At 66.9% G+C, this 15,936-nt stretch carries 13 protein-coding genes and 1 riboswitch; of the genes, 6 read left to right on the forward strand and 7 right to left on the reverse strand.

What is annotated here, in order from left to right:
* Window positions 1-4: 4 nt before the first annotated feature.
* The 3 genes from ACSDHM_RS01580 to ACSDHM_RS01590 all read left to right on the forward strand — a co-directional run bounded on the left by ACSDHM_RS01580 (window position 5) and on the right by ACSDHM_RS01590 (window position 5,066).
* Window positions 5-961, forward strand: a complete 957-nt coding sequence (locus ACSDHM_RS01580; protein WP_033834438.1) for a M23 family metallopeptidase — start codon at window positions 5-7, stop codon at window positions 959-961.
* A gap of 317 nt (window positions 962-1,278) precedes the next feature.
* Window positions 1,279-4,011: a preprotein translocase subunit SecA gene (gene secA, locus ACSDHM_RS01585; RefSeq protein ID WP_072167854.1), complete on the forward strand. Its 2,733-nt coding sequence runs from the start codon at window positions 1,279-1,281 to the stop codon at window positions 4,009-4,011.
* A gap of 101 nt (window positions 4,012-4,112) precedes the next feature.
* Entirely contained in the window at window positions 4,113-5,066 is a 954-nt protein-coding gene (locus tag ACSDHM_RS01590) for a Nudix family hydrolase (RefSeq protein WP_439426592.1), read from the forward strand.
* Window positions 5,067-5,168: 102 nt separating this feature from the next.
* Here the strand turns inward: ACSDHM_RS01590 and ACSDHM_RS01595 are convergent, their stop codons facing one another.
* Both ACSDHM_RS01595 and metF read right to left on the reverse strand, forming a co-directional pair.
* Window positions 5,169-5,753: a DUF4124 domain-containing protein gene (locus tag ACSDHM_RS01595; RefSeq protein ID WP_072167856.1), complete on the reverse strand. Its 585-nt coding sequence runs from the start codon at window positions 5,751-5,753 to the stop codon at window positions 5,169-5,171.
* A 40-nt stretch (window positions 5,754-5,793) separates the two neighbouring features.
* Window positions 5,794-6,621 carry a methylenetetrahydrofolate reductase [NAD(P)H] gene (gene metF, locus ACSDHM_RS01600; protein WP_072167857.1) on the reverse strand — a complete coding sequence of 276 codons (828 nt, stop codon included), beginning with the start codon at window positions 6,619-6,621 and terminating at the stop codon, window positions 5,794-5,796.
* Window positions 6,622-6,771: 150 nt separating this feature from the next.
* Here metF and ACSDHM_RS01605 point away from each other — a divergent pair, with 150 nt between their 5' ends.
* Window positions 6,772-7,329, forward strand: a complete 558-nt coding sequence (locus ACSDHM_RS01605; protein ID WP_072167858.1) for a DUF3228 family protein — start codon at window positions 6,772-6,774, stop codon at window positions 7,327-7,329.
* 41 nt (window positions 7,330-7,370) lie between these two features.
* Here ACSDHM_RS01605 and ACSDHM_RS01610 read toward each other — a convergent pair whose 3' ends face one another.
* Both ACSDHM_RS01610 and ybaK read right to left on the reverse strand, forming a co-directional pair.
* Entirely contained in the window at window positions 7,371-7,862 is a 492-nt protein-coding gene (locus ACSDHM_RS01610) for a hypothetical protein (protein WP_151354733.1), read from the reverse strand.
* Window positions 7,862-8,335 carry a Cys-tRNA(Pro) deacylase gene (gene ybaK, locus ACSDHM_RS01615; RefSeq protein ID WP_151354734.1) on the reverse strand — a complete coding sequence of 158 codons (474 nt, stop codon included), beginning with the start codon at window positions 8,333-8,335 and terminating at the stop codon, window positions 7,862-7,864. The genes ACSDHM_RS01610 and ybaK overlap by 1 nt, the downstream gene beginning before the upstream one ends.
* A 96-nt stretch (window positions 8,336-8,431) precedes the next feature.
* On the opposite strand from ybaK, the gene ACSDHM_RS01620 reads away from it, so the two are divergent.
* Window positions 8,432-9,274 carry a tetratricopeptide repeat protein gene (locus ACSDHM_RS01620; protein ID WP_151354735.1) on the forward strand — a complete coding sequence of 281 codons (843 nt, stop codon included), beginning with the start codon at window positions 8,432-8,434 and terminating at the stop codon, window positions 9,272-9,274.
* 21 nt (window positions 9,275-9,295) lie between these two features.
* Here the strand turns inward: ACSDHM_RS01620 and ACSDHM_RS01625 are convergent, their stop codons facing one another.
* The 3 genes from ACSDHM_RS01625 to ahcY all read right to left on the reverse strand — a co-directional run bounded on the left by ACSDHM_RS01625 (window position 9,296) and on the right by ahcY (window position 13,179).
* Window positions 9,296-10,636 (reverse strand): XVIPCD domain-containing protein, encoded by a 1,341-nt coding sequence (locus ACSDHM_RS01625; protein ID WP_439426593.1) that lies wholly within the window; start codon window positions 10,634-10,636, stop codon window positions 9,296-9,298.
* Between the two features lie 49 nt (window positions 10,637-10,685).
* Window positions 10,686-11,441: a lysozyme inhibitor LprI family protein gene (locus tag ACSDHM_RS01630; RefSeq protein WP_439426594.1), complete on the reverse strand. Its 756-nt coding sequence runs from the start codon at window positions 11,439-11,441 to the stop codon at window positions 10,686-10,688.
* Window positions 11,442-11,733: 292 nt separating this feature from the next.
* Window positions 11,734-13,179, reverse strand: a complete 1,446-nt coding sequence (gene ahcY / locus ACSDHM_RS01635) for an adenosylhomocysteinase (RefSeq protein WP_072167863.1) — start codon at window positions 13,177-13,179, stop codon at window positions 11,734-11,736.
* 36 nt (window positions 13,180-13,215) lie between these two features.
* Window positions 13,216-13,299: riboswitch (S-adenosyl-L-homocysteine riboswitch) on the reverse strand.
* Window positions 13,300-13,419: 120 nt separating this feature from the next.
* Between ahcY and ACSDHM_RS01640 the strand changes: the two genes are divergently transcribed.
* Window positions 13,420-15,936, forward strand: coding sequence for a S9 family peptidase (locus tag ACSDHM_RS01640; protein WP_439426595.1), 2,517 nt, complete (start codon window positions 13,420-13,422; stop codon window positions 15,934-15,936).

Consider the following 15,936-nt stretch of genomic DNA (forward strand, 5'->3'; position numbering starts at 1 on the left):
ACTGATGGCATTCAAGAAGATCGTAATCAAAACGCGTGAAGGACAGGCCAAGTCGTCGCCGATCGCGCGTTTGCGGTTCTATTTCGAGGACCGCCCCCGTGCCCTGCTGGGCAGCGTGCTCGGGGTAGGCTGCATTATCGGCCTTGCTGGCGGCATTGGCGCCAGCGCGCTGAATGATTCCCGGCTGCAGGCCAAGGTCGAGCGCCAGGATGCGGAACTGGCCAAGGTCAAGCGCGATGCGCAGACCCAGGTCAATGCGCTGGCGGCCCGCCTCGGCGAGCTGCAGGCCCAGGCGACCCGCCTCAACGCCCTCGGCGAACGGCTGACCCAGATGGGCAAGCTGGAGGACGGCGAGTTCGACTTCAACGAGACCCCCGGCCTCGGTGACGGTGACGCAGGCGGCCCGACCAGCGACATCCCGGTCAAGGACGTCAACGCCGACTTACAGGTGCTGGAGCAGCGCTTCGCTGCTTCAGGCCGCCAGTTGTCGGTGATGGAATCGCTGATGTTCGACCACCAGCTGCAGCAGAACGCGGTGCCGTCGCGCATGCCGATCCGCAACAGCTATGTGACGTCCGGCTTCGGCACCCGTGCCGACCCGTTCGGCCGCGGCGCCGCCACCCACAAGGGCATGGACTTCCACGCAAAGGTCGGTGACCCGGTGATGGCCGTGGCCGAGGGCGTGGTCAGCTTCGCCGGCGTGAAGGGCGGCTACGGCAATGTCGTCGATGTCGACCATGGCAATGGCTATGTCACCCGCTACGCGCACAATTCGCGCCTGGTGGTGAAGGCCGGCGACCTGGTCCGTGCCGGCCAGGAAGTGGCCAAGGCCGGTTCCACCGGCCGTTCGACCGGTGCCCACGTGCACTTCGAGGTGTGGGAGAACGGCAACGTGGTCAACCCGCGCAAGTTCCTCGGCGACGGCGGCAACACGCCGGTCGGCCGCGTCAGCCGCGGCTGACGCCACATTGGGGTGCCGGCTGCCGTCGGCACTACCGCCCCCGGAGTACGGGGGCAGCGCCGTAGGCGCGGGGGTGTGGAGGCGAGGTGAGCGGGGCCCGCGGTTCGCGCAGCGAAGCGTGGGAGCGCCAGCGCGTATGCGCTGACGCGTACCCGGCCAGCGGCCGGCACTACCCCTCGGGGTTGAAACCCCTCGCGCCCGTCCCAAGCTACAATGGGTGTTGCCATCGACAGGGCGCCAGGCGCCCTGTTTCGTTTGCGGCGGACGGATCCCCAGGGGGAGGCCGGGCGTCGTGTCCATCCAACCCGGTTCCTTCAATGATCAACAGCCTGCTTACCCGCGTATTTGGCAGTCGTAACGAACGACAGCTGCGCCAGCTCAACCGCATCGTCGCCAAGATCAATGCGCTGGAGCCGGAGATCGAGAAGCTGTCCGACGAGCAGCTTCAGGCCAAGACGCCGGAGTTCAAGCAGCGCATCGCTGGCGGTGAAGCCCTGGACAAGGTGCTGCCGGAAGCGTTCGCGGTCTGCCGCGAAGCCGGTCGCCGCGTGCTGGGCATGCGCCACTACGACGTGCAGCTGATCGGCGGCATGGTGCTTCACCTGGGCAAGATCGCAGAAATGCGCACCGGTGAAGGCAAGACCCTGGTGGCGACCCTGCCGGTGTACCTCAACGCGCTGGAAGGCAAGGGCGTGCACGTGGTCACCGTGAACGACTACCTGGCCCGCCGCGACGCCGCGCAGATGGGCAAGCTGTACAACTGGCTGGGCCTGAGCGTGGGCGTGGTGTACCCGGGCATGCCGCACAGCGACAAGCGCGAAGCCTACGCCGCGGACATCACCTACGGCACCAACAACGAATTCGGCTTCGACTACCTGCGCGACAACATGGCGCTGTCCAAGGCCGACCGCTACCAGCGCGGCCTGCACTACGCCATCGTCGACGAAGTCGACTCCATCCTGATCGACGAAGCGCGCACCCCGCTGATCATCTCCGGTCCGGCCGATGATTCCCCGGAGCTGTACATCCGCGTCAACCGTGTCGTGCCGCACCTGGTCAAGCAGGAAGCGGAAGACGGCGAAGGCGATTTCTGGGTCGACGAGAAGGGCAAGCAGGTGCACCTGTCCGAAGCGGGCATGGAGCACGCCGAGCAGCTGCTGGTCGAGGCCGGCATCCTCGATGGCGAAACCGAAGGCCTGTACGCGGCGCAGAACCTGACCGTGGTGCACCACCTCAACGCCGCCCTGCGCGCGCACGCGATCTATCAGCGCGACGTGGACTACATCGTGCGCGATGGCGAAGTGGTCATCGTCGACGAGTTCACCGGCCGTACCCTGGCCGGCCGCCGCTGGTCCGATGGCCTGCACCAGGCGGTGGAAGCGAAGGAAGGCGTGCCGGTGCAGCGCGAGAACCAGACGCTGGCGAGCATCACCTTCCAGAACCTGTTCCGCATGTACAAGAAGCTGTCCGGCATGACCGGTACGGCCGATACCGAAGCGTTCGAGTTCCAGAGCATCTATGGCCTGGAAGTGGTGGTGATCCCGACCAACCGCCCGACCATCCGCAAGGACAGTCCGGACCAGGTGTTCCTCAACCGCAAGGGCAAGTTCAATGCGGTGCTGGCCGACATCGAAGAGTGCGCCAAGCGCGGCCAGCCGGTGCTGGTGGGTACCACCTCGATCGAAACCTCGGAAATGCTGTCCGAGCACCTGAGCAAGGCCGGCGTGAAGCACGAAGTGCTCAACGCCAAGCAGCATGACCGCGAAGCCACCATCGTCGCCAACGCCGGCCGTCCGGGCGCGGTGACCATCGCCACCAACATGGCCGGCCGTGGTACCGACATCGTGCTGGGCGGTTCGCTGGAAGCCGAGATCCACGCCCTGGGCGAGGACGCGACCGACGAGCAGAAGGCGGCGGTCAAGGCCGAATGGCAGAAGCGCCACGAGGCAGTAAAGGCGGCCGGCGGCCTGCACATCGTCGGCACCGAGCGCCACGAATCGCGTCGTATCGACAACCAGCTGCGTGGCCGTTCGGGCCGCCAGGGTGACCCGGGTTCGTCCCGCTTCTACCTGTCGCTGGAAGACAACCTGATGCGCATCTTCGCCTCCGACTGGGTGCAGAAGGCCATGCGCATGATGGGCATGAAGGAAGACGACGTCATCGAGGACCGCCTGGTCAGCCGCCAGATCGAAAAGGCGCAGCGCAAGGTCGAAGCCCACAATTTCGACATCCGCAAGAACCTGCTGGACTTCGACGACGTCAACAATGATCAGCGCAAGGTGATCTACGCCCAGCGCGATGAGCTGCTGGACGCCGAATCGGTGAAGGACAACGTCGACGGCATCCGTGACGACGTGATCTTCGACATCGTTGCGCGCTTCGTGCCGCCGAACTCGATCGACGAGCAGTGGGACCTGCGTGGCCTGGAAGCGACCCTGGAGTCGGACTTCGGCCTGCAGATGTCGCTGACCGACCTGGTCAAGCAGCATGAGGAACTGGATGCCGAGGCCATCGCCAGCAAGGTCCAGGAGCGCGTCAACCAGCACTTCGCCGAGAAGGAAGCCAGCCTGGGCGAAGAGACCATGCGCGCGCTGGAGAAGCACGTGATGCTGACCGTGCTGGACCAGAGCTGGAAGGAGCACCTGGCGCGCATGGATTACCTGCGCCAGGGCATCTACCTGCGTGGTTACGCGCAGAAGCAGCCCAAGCAGGAATACAAGAAGGAAGCCTTCGAGCTGTTCTCGGACATGCTGGAGAACGTCAAGCGCGAGGTGGTGACCCTGTTGGCCCGCGTGCGTATCCGCAGCGACGAGGAAGTGCAGGCCCTGGAGGCCGCCGAGCGCCAGCAGGCGCAGGCTCGCCTGAGCCAGTCGCAGTTCCAGCACCAGGATGCGGGCGGCTACAGTGCCGACGAGGAAGCCGCGCAGGTGCAGGCCGCCCAGCAGGGTGTGGCCACGCTGCAGCGCGACGAGCCGAAGATCGGCCGCAATGATCCGTGCCCGTGCGGCAGTGGCAAGAAGTACAAGCACTGCCACGGCCAGCTGAGCTGATCCCGAAGAGCCCCGCGAAAGCGGGGCTTTTCGTTTGTTGCGGGGGAGCTGCACCGGATCCGTGATTGCGCCGGCCGCCCTGTTCTGGGCATGCTTCCTCCATGCCTTCCCCCACCCGATCGATCCACGTCGTGGCCGCCGTCATCACCGACGCCCGTGGCCGCGTGCTGCTCAACCGCCGTACCGAGAACCGCGACATGGCCGGCCTGTGGGAGTTCCCCGGCGGCAAGCGCGAATCCGGCGAGACCTCTGAACAGGCGCTGGTGCGCGAGCTGCGCGAGGAACTGGGCATCGAGGCCGATGTCGGCGAGTGGCTGATGGACGTGCCGCAGCGCTATCCGGACAAGCACCTGACCCTGGAGGTGCGCCACGTGCGCAGCTGGAAGGGGACACCGCGTGGGCGGGAGGGCCAGGCCATAACCTGGGTGGCGCAGGACAAGCTGGGACGCTATTCGATGCCGCCGGCCGACCTGCCGGTGGTGGCCGCACTGCGCCAACCGGACCGCTACCTGATCACGCCGGCGCCGGCTGACGATGCCAGCGGCGTACAGCACTGGCATGACTGCCTGCAGCGCGCGGTCGCGGCGGGCCAGCAGCGCATCCAGCTGCGCCTGCCACCGGAACACCCGCAACGGCAGGCGATGATCGAACAGGCCGTGCGCGCGCATCGTCGCGGCGTGCAGTGGCTGCTCAATCGCGATGTGGCGCTGGCACGTGCACTGGGCGTGGGGGTGCACCTGGGCAGCGAGCAGCTGCAGGACCTGCAGGAACGGCCCTTGCCGGAAGGGCAGCTTGTCGCCGCGTCCTGCCACGACCTGGAGCAGCTGCAGGCGGCGCAGCGGCTGGGCTGCGACTTCGCGGTGCTCGGCCCGGTGCAGGCCACGGCCAGCCATCCCGATGCGGTGCCGCTGGGCTGGGAAGCCTTCGCCGCGCTGCGCGCGCAGGTGTCACTGCCGATCTACGCGTTGGGTGGGATGGCCGCCGGCCATATCGCCGAAGCCCGTCGCCATGGTGGGCAGGGTATCGCTGCGATTGGTGGGCTGTGGCCGGCGTGAGCCGGCATGCGCGGTTCGATCCCTGCGCAGCGGGGCTCTGACCCCATCGCGGCAATCCGGGGTCGGAGCCCTTTCCGCTGGAAAGGGATCCGACCCGTCCGGTCACAACGTGATCCAGAAACACCCGTATTGCCGCCGCAACCCCAGCACCGTCGAAGCGCGCGACACGCTGCCGGGCAGCGTCTGTTCCAGGCGCAGGCCGACCGGATGCCGCACGGTCGGCGGCTCCGGGTCGGATCCCTGCGCCGCAGGGGCCTGATCCTCATCCTGCGATTGCGGCAGCGCCTGCGAGGGATACACCGGTACCACGTCTACCAGGGGCCGCCGCGCCAGCGATTCCAGTTGACCGAGGATGCGCTGCGCACCGGCATCGGAGACTGCGCCCCACAGGTACAGCGACGACAACCGGTTCACATCGTTGCTGAGGATGCCGACGCGCAGTGCGTCCACCAGCTCGCTCAGGCGACGTGGGCAGCGCGCCCCCAGGGTGTCGCGCGACAGGGTGCTGCCGGTGGGCGCGGGCGGTGGCAATCGCGATCGGGCGCCGACACTGTCGCAGGGGCGGTCGGTGTACACGCTCTGCCCCCGTGCATCAGTGCAGCGGTTCAAGCGTGGAGACTGCGCATGGACCACGCTCGACGCCGAGCACAATGACAGCAGCAACAGCAGGAAGGAAAGCCGGTTCATCGACGCAGGGTAGCGCCGATCGTGGTGGCATGGCGTGCTTTCAGCCCTGCAGCAGCTTCAGCACCGACGTGGTCGGCCTGGCCAGGTTCAGGGTGTAGAAGTGCAGGCCCGGCGCGCCGCCCTCGACCAGGCGCTGGCACAGCCTGGCCACCACTTCGGTACCGAACGCCCGCACCGATTCGGCGTCATCGCCATAGGCCTGCATCTTGCGGCTGATCCAGCGCGGGATTTCCGCACCGCACTGCTCGGAGAAACGGCGCAGCTGGCTGAAGTTGGCGATCGGCATGATGCCTGGCGTGATGGGTACCTGCACGCCGAGCCGGCGCACGGCATCGACGAAGTGGAAGTACGCATCCGGGTTGTAGAAATACTGGGTGATCGCCGCGTCCGCGCCGGCATCGATCTTGGCCTTGAAGTGCTTGAGGTCGGCCAGTGCATCGGAGGCCTGTGGATGGGTCTCAGGGTAGGCGCCCACTTCGATGCGGAACGCATCGCCATGTTCGGCGCGGATGAACTCGATCAGCTCGGCGGCGTAGCGCATGTCGCCGGGAAACCCCATGCCGGAGGGCAGGTCGCCGCGCAGCGCCACCAGGCGATGGCAGCCGATGGCGCGGTACAGCTTGAGCAGTTCGCGGATTTCCTGGCGGGTGCCGCCGACACAGGACAGGTGCGGTGCGGCCTCGAAGCCATGGTGCTGGTTGAGGTGGCGCACGGTCTCGGAGGTATAGCTCAGGGTCGAGCCACCAGCGCCGAAGGTACAGGACACGTACTCGGGACCGTAGTCCTTCAGCTTGGCTGCGGCACGATCCAGCTGGCTGCGCTGTTCGTCGGTCTTGGGCGGATAGAACTCGAAGCTGATGGCAGTCATGGCACGGGCGGCGGCGGCGGGTGGGGATCAGTATATCGCTTCATCAAGATGGATGTTCAGTGATTCTGTGTGCAGGCGCCGCGAGCGTAAGGCCGTGCAGGTGCTGCCAGCGGTTACCCTGTGCGGCGGATTCCTAGATCGCGCCACACCATGTCCATCGTTCTTACCGATTTCGCCCGTCCCCGCCTGTTCCCGCGCATGCCGCGCGGCAACACCATCCAGGACTGCACTGCCGAACAGTTCGAGGCGTACCTCAATGCCCATGAACCGATGAAGGTCCTGCAAGGTTATGCCCCCTTCTGCAAACTGTTCGTCTATGAGAACTGGACCAGCACCCGGTGCCTGACGGTGCCGATCACCGAGGCCAACCGCCATCTGCTGCGCAGTGGTTACGAGGCGCGCAACCGGGAGGAACTGCCGGTACTGGTGCGCTGGTTCGAAGGCGTGGAATCGCCGCGCGCCAACTATCTGGTCGTCATCCTGTACAGCGCGGAGCAGCTTGCGAAGGAAGGCTCGCCGATCGAGGCTGATTGGGGCATCGTCGGCTGCATCTACACCGCTGAGCCGGACGAGGTGCCGATGGCCCCGATCACGATGATGCGCAATGCGCTGGGCGTGGAAGAGGGCGGCTCCGGCGTGCCGCTGGACCGCGAGGCGTACCGGCGTGCGGTGGAATTCTGGGAGAACAACGCCAATTGGCGGCCGTAGGGGAAGGACAGGCCAGTAGAGCCACGCCATGCGTGGCTGCTTCATCGTTCGACGGTTTTCCACTCCCACCAGGGGTAGTGATACTCGCGGTCGATCGCCTGCCAGTGTTGGCCGCAGCGGGTGCAGGCGACGCTATGGCAGTTGCCCCAGCCATCCTCCGCTGCGTCGAGCGACAGCAGCTGCATCTGCCCGTGTTCGATCAGCCGACGGGGGTCGAAGAACGGGTAGCCGGGGTTGAGCGCACACAGGCAGCCGCTGCCCGCGCGCCAGAAACGCAGCCGCTGCAGCGCCGCCTTCAGGTGCGCCTGGTTGCTGACCAGCATGCCGCCCAGCGCTATGCCTGCGCTGCGCTGCTCGATCAACGTCACGTGCGGTGCCAGCGCGTCCAGCGGCGCCGCATCGAACAGCCGGGCGAGCGTACGCGCGGCGTCGGTGATGCGCCCGCCGTCGCCTGACAGCAGGTCCTGCAGCAGCGCCTGGGCGTGGGCATTGTTGAGCATGGGGGCTGGCGCCGCAGACCAGGGCCAGCGCATCAGCGCGCCTTGCCGATGGCGGCGAAGTGTCCGCCGGTGAGCTGCAGCAGATCGCCCGGTGCCAGTTCCACTTCCAGGCCACGACGGCCGGCGCTGACATGCAGCGTGTGCAGGGATTCCGCACTGGAATCAAGAAAGGTGCGAAGGCGCTTTTTCTGGCCCAGCGGGCTGATGCCACCGACCAGATAGCCGGTCGCACGCTGTGCGGCGTCAGCGGCGGCCATCTCGCATTTCCTGCAGCGGGCAGCTTCGGCCAGCGCCTTCAGGTCCAGCTGGCCGGCGACCGGCACGATGGCCACCAGCAGTTCGTGGGTGTCGGTACTGGCCAGCAGGGTCTTGAACACCTGTGCCGGGTCCAGGCCGAGCTTTTCCACGGCTTCGCCACCATAGGAGGCGGCATGGGCATCGTGCACGTAGCTGCGCACGCTGTGGGCGATGTTCTCGCGCTTGAGCAGATGGATGGCGGGGGTCATGCGCGCATCGTAGCGCGCAGGGAATAACCTGCCTTGACCGAGGCTACTGGTGGGCCCCTGCGATAATGCGCGCTGTACACCGTCTGGACTCTCATCATGCGCGCACCGCCCCTGCTTCATGGCCTGACTCTGGATAGCGAACCGTGCGCGGGCCCGTACCCACCGCAGGGCTTCTGGCCGATCGCCGAAGGTGCACTGGGCAACGGTGATCAGTTCGGTCTGTACTGGCCGCTGGCTCGGGAGGCTGAGCCGCCCGTGGTCTGCGAAATGTTCCATGACGAGGGGCGGATGGTCTTCCGCCATTCCTCGCTGGATGTCTTCGCGCAATGGCTGGATGCCGGTGGCGCGGAACAGGACGACGATGACGGCTGCGAGCCGCGTGAGCACGCGGTACCGGATGCGGGATCGCCGTTGCCCTTGATCGAGCGTGCGCAGCGGCATGTACAGGCTGCCGAACCGGCCCAGGCAATCGCGTTGCTGGAGGATGCCTGCAGGCGCTTTCCGGAACTGCCGCGCGCGTGGGCCATGCTGGCAGGGCAGCAGATGCGCCGGGGCCAGCACGCGGCGGCCGTGGCGGCGGCACGTGCGGCGATCCTGGCCAACTGGGCTTTCGGCATTCCCGAGCCTGGCGTGCTGCGCATGCTGCGGGCCACCGATGCCGCCGGCGATCCTGTGCTGGCAATGGCGCAGCAGATGGGGTTCGCCTTCGGCGGCGCCAAGACCAACGCGGACCATGCGCGGATGCAGGCGTGCATCGATCAGTGCTGGGATGCGGGAGATACGCTGGCGGCACTGCGCATGAGCCAGAACCGCTGCTACGTGTTGAGCAGCGAGACTGTTTCCTTCCAGCAGCGCGAAGGCTTCGATCTGGAGGCCTGGCGGCGCGACTTCGCCGCACGGTGCCAGCGTGCGCTGCACGACGACCGGCAGCGCATGTAGATCCAGCCCGGCGACGCGGGATCAGCGCGACATCGATTGCTGCGTCTGTATCTGTTCCTGGGTCTGCCGCTGTGACAGCTCGTTGTCCAGCGCCTGGCTCTGCCGCGTGCTGTCCTGCAGGTTCTGGTTCACCGCCTGCGACAGGTCGACGTAGGTGCGGTGCATGGCGGGATCGCCGAGCTGGCCCTGCACCGCGAACACGCCCTGGTTGTCCGGCCGCGCCAGCACGGTATCGACCTGGCTCATGCCGGCCAACTTTGACTCGTAAGCCACCTGGCCTGCGGCGTTCTCGAGCTGGCTGCGGTCATTGAACAGCGGCGACAGGCCGCCCTGGCGCCGCTGTTCTTCCAGTGCTTCCAGCTTTTCCACGACCTGCTGGTAACGCGGGTTGTCGGCGTGGCCCGGGGTGGCCATGGTCGGCTCGGCCGCCTGTGCACGCTGCTGCGTGGCCACCTCCAGCGCCCCCAGGGTCGCGCCGCCAGCCTTGCCGTCTACGGTGAGGTGGTGATCCCGCTGGAACTGCTTGACCGCTTCCACGGTGCCGGGGCCGAAATCGCCATCGGCCACCAGCGGCTTGCCGTCCTTGCCCAGGTAGCCCAGGTCGGACAGCTTCTGCTGCATGGCCTGCACCTCATCGCCCTTGCTGCCGTTGACCAGCACGCCGTTGCCCGCAGGCGTGCCCGGTGACCCGTGCGAGGGAGCATGGGTGGGGGTGATGCCGATCTGGACCATGGCCCGGTCGAAGCGCTCATCGCGGCTGGCTACGGCGGCCTGCGACTGGATGCCGTACTTGGTGGCATCGACGAAGTTCTGCACGTCGCCGCGCGTCGGCGGATTGCCAGCCTGGACGGTGCCGCCCTGCAGCGTTTCCGCATTGCCGGCCAGATAGCTGATGAACTGCGGGCCCATGCTGCCGAACTGGTTGTCATAGTCCGCCATGGCCAGCTGCAACTCCGGGTTGGCGGCGATGGCATCGGCCGCGGCCGGATTGGTTGCACGTACCTTGGCGATGGCCTGATCGACACGCTCGATGGCGCTGTCCAGCTTGGCGTTGGTGAGCTCGTCCATCCTGGCCTGCGGAATGGCCTGCAACTTGGCGTCGAGCGCCGCCAGCTGCTGGGTGCTCAATCCGCCCTGCTGGGACAACAGTGCGATGTCACCATCGGTGAAGCCGTTGTCGCGCAGGAAGCGCCTGGCCTGCGGATTGCCGCCGACATCGAACTGCACCAGCCCGAACGAATAGGTGCTTGCGCCTTTCTGTGCGTATGAGAAGTGGTCCAGGTGGCGGGTGTTGCCGCCCAGCTCGGTGTTGAGGAACAGCGTGGACAGCTGTTCGCGCGTAAGGGTGGAATCCGTTGCCATGGTCATCGTCCTTCAATGAGGGTAAAGCGCCGGGCGTGCCCGGCGATTGTCAGCCGCCGCAGTGCTGCTGGGTGAAGCCGAGCAGCTGGCGGATGGCCTGGGTGCCGTAAGCAGCCGGCGCCGGTTCGAGGGCGAACTGGCCAACCATCTGGTTGCTGCACAGCTGCACGTTGCGCCTGCCGGCGGAGGTTTCCTGGGTGCAGTTGGCTGCGAGCAGGGCGTTGGGGCCGCCGCCCATGTTCGTGGCGGCCGTGCAGCCCAGCAGGCGGCCTTCCTGGCCGTTCTCACCCAGCAGCGTGTTGAAGTTCGCCAGCTGGCTGTTGGGATCGCGCAGCACCAGCAGGTCCACGCATTGCTGCTGGCCGTCAGGGGCTTCGCATGCATCCTGGTCGACCAGGCCGTCACGCGTGGCGGACAGCACCTTGAGGCGATCGGCGTACACCTGCTGCAGGCACTGTGCATCGGTGCACAGGTCGCGGGTGTGCTCCTGCCAGCGCTGCTGTTCGGCGTGCAGCTTGCTCTGCCCTGCTGCATCGAGCGTGGCCTGTGCGGCAGTGACCGCCTTGCCCACGTCCGCATCCAGGCCGGTCAGGGTCGGGTCCTTGCAGACCAGGGTCTGTGCCGGCGACGCTGCATCGGCGCAGCCAGCGCTCGTGTCGGCGACCGTGGCGGGCGCGTCGGCGGCCTTGCCTGCGGGGCTGGCCTGTCCGCTGGCCGCAGCCGGAGCCGTAGCGCCGGCTTCGCCGGCAGGTGGGGTGCAGGCGGCCAGCAGGGCCACCCAGCACAGGGGCATCAGGGGCTTCATGGCCCGGTTCAGTCGTTCACGGTTGCGCGGCATGTCCTGTCCTTTGGTGTCTGCGTCCCGGCGCATGGCCTGCCGTTGGCAGCCCACGCGGGCGTAAAGCCTAGCAAGCGGCTTCTTAGTGCTCCGTGACAGGGTGCGCGGATCGGTTGCCGGGTGCCGCAACGCAGAACGGGCGCCCGAAGGCGCCCGTCCTGTCTGCATCCGTTGCCGGGGTCAGAGCCCTTTCATGCGGAAAGGGATCCGACCCCGCGTACGCCGGTAGTGCCGGCCGCTGGCCGGTACCCCGCAGGCATCAGTAGCGGTAGTGGTCCGGCTTGAACGGGCCTTCCACCGGCACGCCGATGTAGTCGGCCTGTTCCTGGCTCAGGGTGGTCAGCTTCACGCCGATCTTTTCCAGGTGCAGGCGGGCCACTTCTTCGTCCAGCTTCTTCGGCAGCAGGTAGACCTTCTTCTCGTAGCTGTCCTTGTTCGCCCACAGGTCGATCTGTGCCAGGGTCTGGTTGGCGAAGCTGTTGGACATCACGAAGCTCGGGTGGCCGGTGGCGCAGCCCAGGTTCACCAGGCGGCCTTCGGCCAGCAGGAAGATCGCGTTGCCGTTCGGGAAGATGTACTTGTCCACCTGCGGCTTGATGTTGACATGCTTGATGCCCGGGTAGGACACCAGTGCATCGACCTGGATCTCGTTGTCGAAGTGGCCGATGTTGCAGACGATGGCCTGGTCCTTCATCGCGCTCAGGTGCTCGATGCGGATGATGTCGCGGTTGCCGGTGGTGGTGACATACAGGTCGGCACGGCCCAGGGTCGACTCGATGGTGTTGACTTCATAGCCTTCCATCGCCGCCTGCAGCGCGCAGATCGGGTCGATCTCGGTGACGATCACGCGCGCGCCGTAGGCACGCAGCGAGGCCGCGCAGCCCTTGCCGACGTCGCCGTAGCCGCAGACCACGGCCACCTTGCCGGCCAGCATCACGTCCATCGCGCGCTTCAGGCCGTCGGCCAGCGACTCGCGGCAGCCGTACAGGTTGTCGAACTTGCTCTTGGTGACCGAGTCGTTGACGTTGATCGCCGGGATCAGCAGGGTGCCGGCCTGCGCCAGCTGGTACAGGCGGTGCACACCGGTGGTGGTCTCTTCGGAGACGCCCTTCCAGTCCTTCACCACGCGGCCCCAGTAACCCGGGCGCTCCTTGGCCACGCGCTTGAGCAGGTTCTTGATGACCTGTTCTTCGTGCGAGGCAGAGGGGGTGTTGACCCAGTCGCTGCCGTTTTCCAGTTCGTAGCCCTTGTGGATCAGCAGGGTCACGTCACCGCCGTCGTCGACCACCAGTTCCGGGCCGGTCAGGGTGCCGTCGGCCAGGGTGAAGGTCAGCGCGTCCAGGGTGCAGTCCCAGTACTCTTCCAGGGTCTCGCCCTTCCAGGCGAACACCGGGGTGCCGGTGGCGGCGATGGCGGCAGCCGCGTGGTCCTGGGTCGAGAAGATGTTGCACGAGGCCCAGCGCACATCGGCGCCGATGTCCTTCAGGGTCTCGATCAGCACCGCGGTCTGGATGGTCATGTGCAGCGAGCCGGTCACGCGCACGCCCTTCAGCGGCAGTTCGGCCTGGTACTTGCGGCGGATCGACATCAGGCCCGGCATTTCGTGCTCGGCGATGTCCAGTTCCTTGCGGCCCCAGTCGGCCAGCGTGATATCGCGGATCTTGTAATCACCTTCGGTGGAGAAGGTCTTGGCAACAGCGTTCATTCGTGTGCTCCGGTTGTGGGCGAGCGGATGCTCGCATCTAGCCGGGCGCCGTTGTTACAAAGCCACCTTACCGAGCCTGGCCGGGCCTCGTGGGATCCGGTCGCAGCGCCCCTCGGCAGGGGAGAACCCCCATTATATCGCGGCCCCAGCGTGACATCGGCATGACCCAACCATCGGCAGATGGGGCCACGTGCACGGCCTGTTAAGGTCGGTGTTTTCACGCATCACACAGGTGGAACGATGAGCATGCACGCGCGCCGCACACGGCGCTGGACCGGCCTGGTCCTGTCGATGGGGCTGCTGGCGGTGGCCCCGCTGGCCTGGGCGGCCGCTTCGCAGCCCGTTGCCGCGCAGGCGCAGGGTGTCAACGGCTACGAACTGCCATCGGCCGCACTGCAGGCAGTGGTCGATGCCCCGCGCGCGCCGTCGCTGTTCCTGTCGCCGCGCCGCGACGTGGCCGCGATGATGCAGATGCCGTCGCTGCCGTCGATCCAGGTGGTGGCGCAGCCGGAACTGAAGCTGGCCGGCCTGCGCATCAACCCGCGCACGTTCTCCGACAGCCGCTTCAGCTTCGGCGAGAAGCTGTGGCTGATGAACGTGGCCGATGGCAAGGAGCGGCAGATCAGTGGCCTGCCGGCCACGCTGTCGATCGCCAGTGTGATGTGGTCGCCGGACCAGAAGTGGCTGGCGTTCAACCAGGTCGATGCCGCCAGTGGCGCCAATGAACTGTGGCTGGTGGATGTGGCCGGTGGCAGTGCCCGTCGCCTGGTTGCCGGCCTGAACACGGTGATCGGTAGCGGCTACCAGTGGCTGCCGGACAGCCGCGGGCTGGTGGTGTTCGCCCGCCCGGCCAACCTGGGGCCAGCCCCGGCCGCCGACGGCGTCCCGACCGGCCCTGCCGTGCAGCAGACCAGCCAGGGCGGCGGCGTGGTGTCGATCCGTACCTATCAGGACCTGCTGAAGAACGAAGCCGACGCTCGCCAGTTCGATTACTACGCTACTACCCAGCCGATGGAAGTCGGCCTGGATGGCAGTACCCGCGCGATCGGTGCGGCCGGCATCTTCATGGGCTTCTCGGTGTCGCCTGACGGCCGCTTCGTGCTGCGCCAGCCGGTGCAGCGTCCGTACTCCTACGTGGTGCCGGTAAGCAGTTTTCCGCGCCGCATTGAAGTAATCGACCGGGCCACCGGCAAGCTGGTGCATACCGTGGCGGTGCGCCCGCTGGTGGAAGGCCTGCCGACCGGCAATGATGCCGAAGTGACCGGCGTGCGCGACATCAGCTGGCGCGGTGATGCCGATGCCACCCTGGTCTGGGCCGAAGCGCAGGACGGTGGTGATCCGAACCAGGAGGCCAAGGTGCGCGATGCGGTGCTGATGCAGGCCGCGCCGTTCGACAAGCCGCCGGTCACCCTGGCCCAGCTTGGCAGCCGCCTGAGCGGCATCAACTGGGGCCGTGGCGACCTGGCCCTGCTGACCGAGTCGTGGTGGAAGACCCGCAGGACCAAGACTTGGCTGATCGCCCCGGACAACGCCGGTGTCGAGCCGCGCCTGCTGTGGGATCGTGACGCGCAGGACCGTTACGCCGATCCGGGGCGGCCGCTGCTGGCCAGCGATGAACGTGGTCGCTCGCTGCTGCAGACCAGCCCGGATGGCAGCAGCCTGTACCTGGCCGGCGCCGGTGCTTCGCCGGAGGGCGACCGCCCGTTCGTGGACCGCTTCGACATCGCCACGGGCAAGGCGACGCGTCTGTTCCATTCGCAGGCGCCGAGCTATTCGCTGCCGGTGGCATTGCTGGACAACCAGGGCAGTTCGCTGCTGCTGAGCCGCGAGAGCCCGGACGAACCGGCCAACTTCTACGTGCAGTCGCTGGCCGATGCCGGTGCCGCACCGCGCGCGCTGACCCGTTTCGCCCATCCGCTGCCGCAGCTGAAGGGCGTGCAGAAGGAGCAGATCCGCTACAAGCGCAAGGATGGGGTCGACCTGACCGCGACCCTGCTGCTGCCGCCGGGCTACGACCCCAAGCGCGACGGCCCGCGCCCGCTGCTGATGTGGGCCTACCCGGGCGAGTTCAAGAGCGCGGCCGCGGCCAGCCAGGTGACCGATTCGCCGTATCGCTTCAATGCGGTCAGCTACTGGGGCCCGCAGGCGTTCCTGGCCAAGGGCTATGTGGTGCTGGCCAGCCCGTCGATGCCAATCATCGGTGAGGGCGACAAGGAACCCAACGACACCTATATCGAACAGCTGGTGGCCAATGCGCAGGCGGCAGTGGATGAAGTGGTGCGGCGTGGTGTGACCGATCGCGAGCACATCGCCATCGGCGGCCATTCCTACGGTGCGTTCATGACCGCCAACCTGCTGGCGCACACCCGCCTGTTCAAGGCCGGCATCGCGCGCAGCGGTGCCTACAACCGCACGCTCACCCCGTTCGGTTTCCAGGCCGAGGAACGCAACTACTGGCAGGCGCAGGACGTCTACCAGAAGATGGCGCCGTTCAATTACGCCGACAGGATCAAGGATCCGATCCTGTTCATCCACGGCGTGGACGACAACAACTCCGGCACGTTCCCGATCCAGAGCGAGCGCATGTTCGCCGCGGTGAAGGGCCTGGGTGGCACCGCGCGGCTGGTGATGCTGCCCAACGAATCGCATGCCTACCGCGCACGCGAATCGATCATGACCATGCTGGCCGAGAGCGAGCGCTGGCTGGAGCAGACCATCGGCCCGGCCGAGCAGGGCAAGGCGAAGAAGAAGCGCTGA

The organism is Stenotrophomonas sp. T8 (genome assembly GCF_051853085.1).
GTDB lineage: Bacteria > Pseudomonadota > Gammaproteobacteria > Xanthomonadales > Xanthomonadaceae > Stenotrophomonas > Stenotrophomonas sepilia.

Excerpts from the sequence above, each read along its gene's own strand:
- ACSDHM_RS01590 (WP_439426592.1), top strand. The coding sequence starts at position 4,113 with ATGCCTTCCCCCACCCGATCGATCCACGTCGTGGCCGCCGTCATCACC.
- ACSDHM_RS01605 (WP_072167858.1), top strand. The coding sequence starts at position 6,772 with ATGTCCATCGTTCTTACCGATTTCGCCCGTCCCCGCCTGTTCCCGCGC.
- metF (WP_072167857.1), bottom strand. The coding sequence starts at position 6,621 with ATGACTGCCATCAGCTTCGAGTTCTATCCGCCCAAGACCGACGAACAG.
- ACSDHM_RS01625 (WP_439426593.1), bottom strand. The coding sequence starts at position 10,636 with ATGGCAACGGATTCCACCCTTACGCGCGAACAGCTGTCCACGCTGTTC.
- ACSDHM_RS01610 (WP_151354733.1), bottom strand. The coding sequence starts at position 7,862 with ATGCGCTGGCCCTGGTCTGCGGCGCCAGCCCCCATGCTCAACAATGCC.
- ybaK (WP_151354734.1), bottom strand. The coding sequence starts at position 8,335 with ATGACCCCCGCCATCCATCTGCTCAAGCGCGAGAACATCGCCCACAGC.
- ACSDHM_RS01595 (WP_072167856.1), bottom strand. The coding sequence starts at position 5,753 with ATGAACCGGCTTTCCTTCCTGCTGTTGCTGCTGTCATTGTGCTCGGCG.
- secA (WP_072167854.1), top strand. The coding sequence starts at position 1,279 with ATGATCAACAGCCTGCTTACCCGCGTATTTGGCAGTCGTAACGAACGA.
- ACSDHM_RS01630 (WP_439426594.1), bottom strand. The coding sequence starts at position 11,441 with ATGAAGCCCCTGATGCCCCTGTGCTGGGTGGCCCTGCTGGCCGCCTGC.
- ACSDHM_RS01640 (WP_439426595.1), top strand. The coding sequence starts at position 13,420 with ATGAGCATGCACGCGCGCCGCACACGGCGCTGGACCGGCCTGGTCCTG.
- ahcY (WP_072167863.1), bottom strand. The coding sequence starts at position 13,179 with ATGAACGCTGTTGCCAAGACCTTCTCCACCGAAGGTGATTACAAGATC.
- ACSDHM_RS01620 (WP_151354735.1), top strand. The coding sequence starts at position 8,432 with ATGCGCGCACCGCCCCTGCTTCATGGCCTGACTCTGGATAGCGAACCG.
- ACSDHM_RS01580 (WP_033834438.1), top strand. The coding sequence starts at position 5 with ATGGCATTCAAGAAGATCGTAATCAAAACGCGTGAAGGACAGGCCAAG.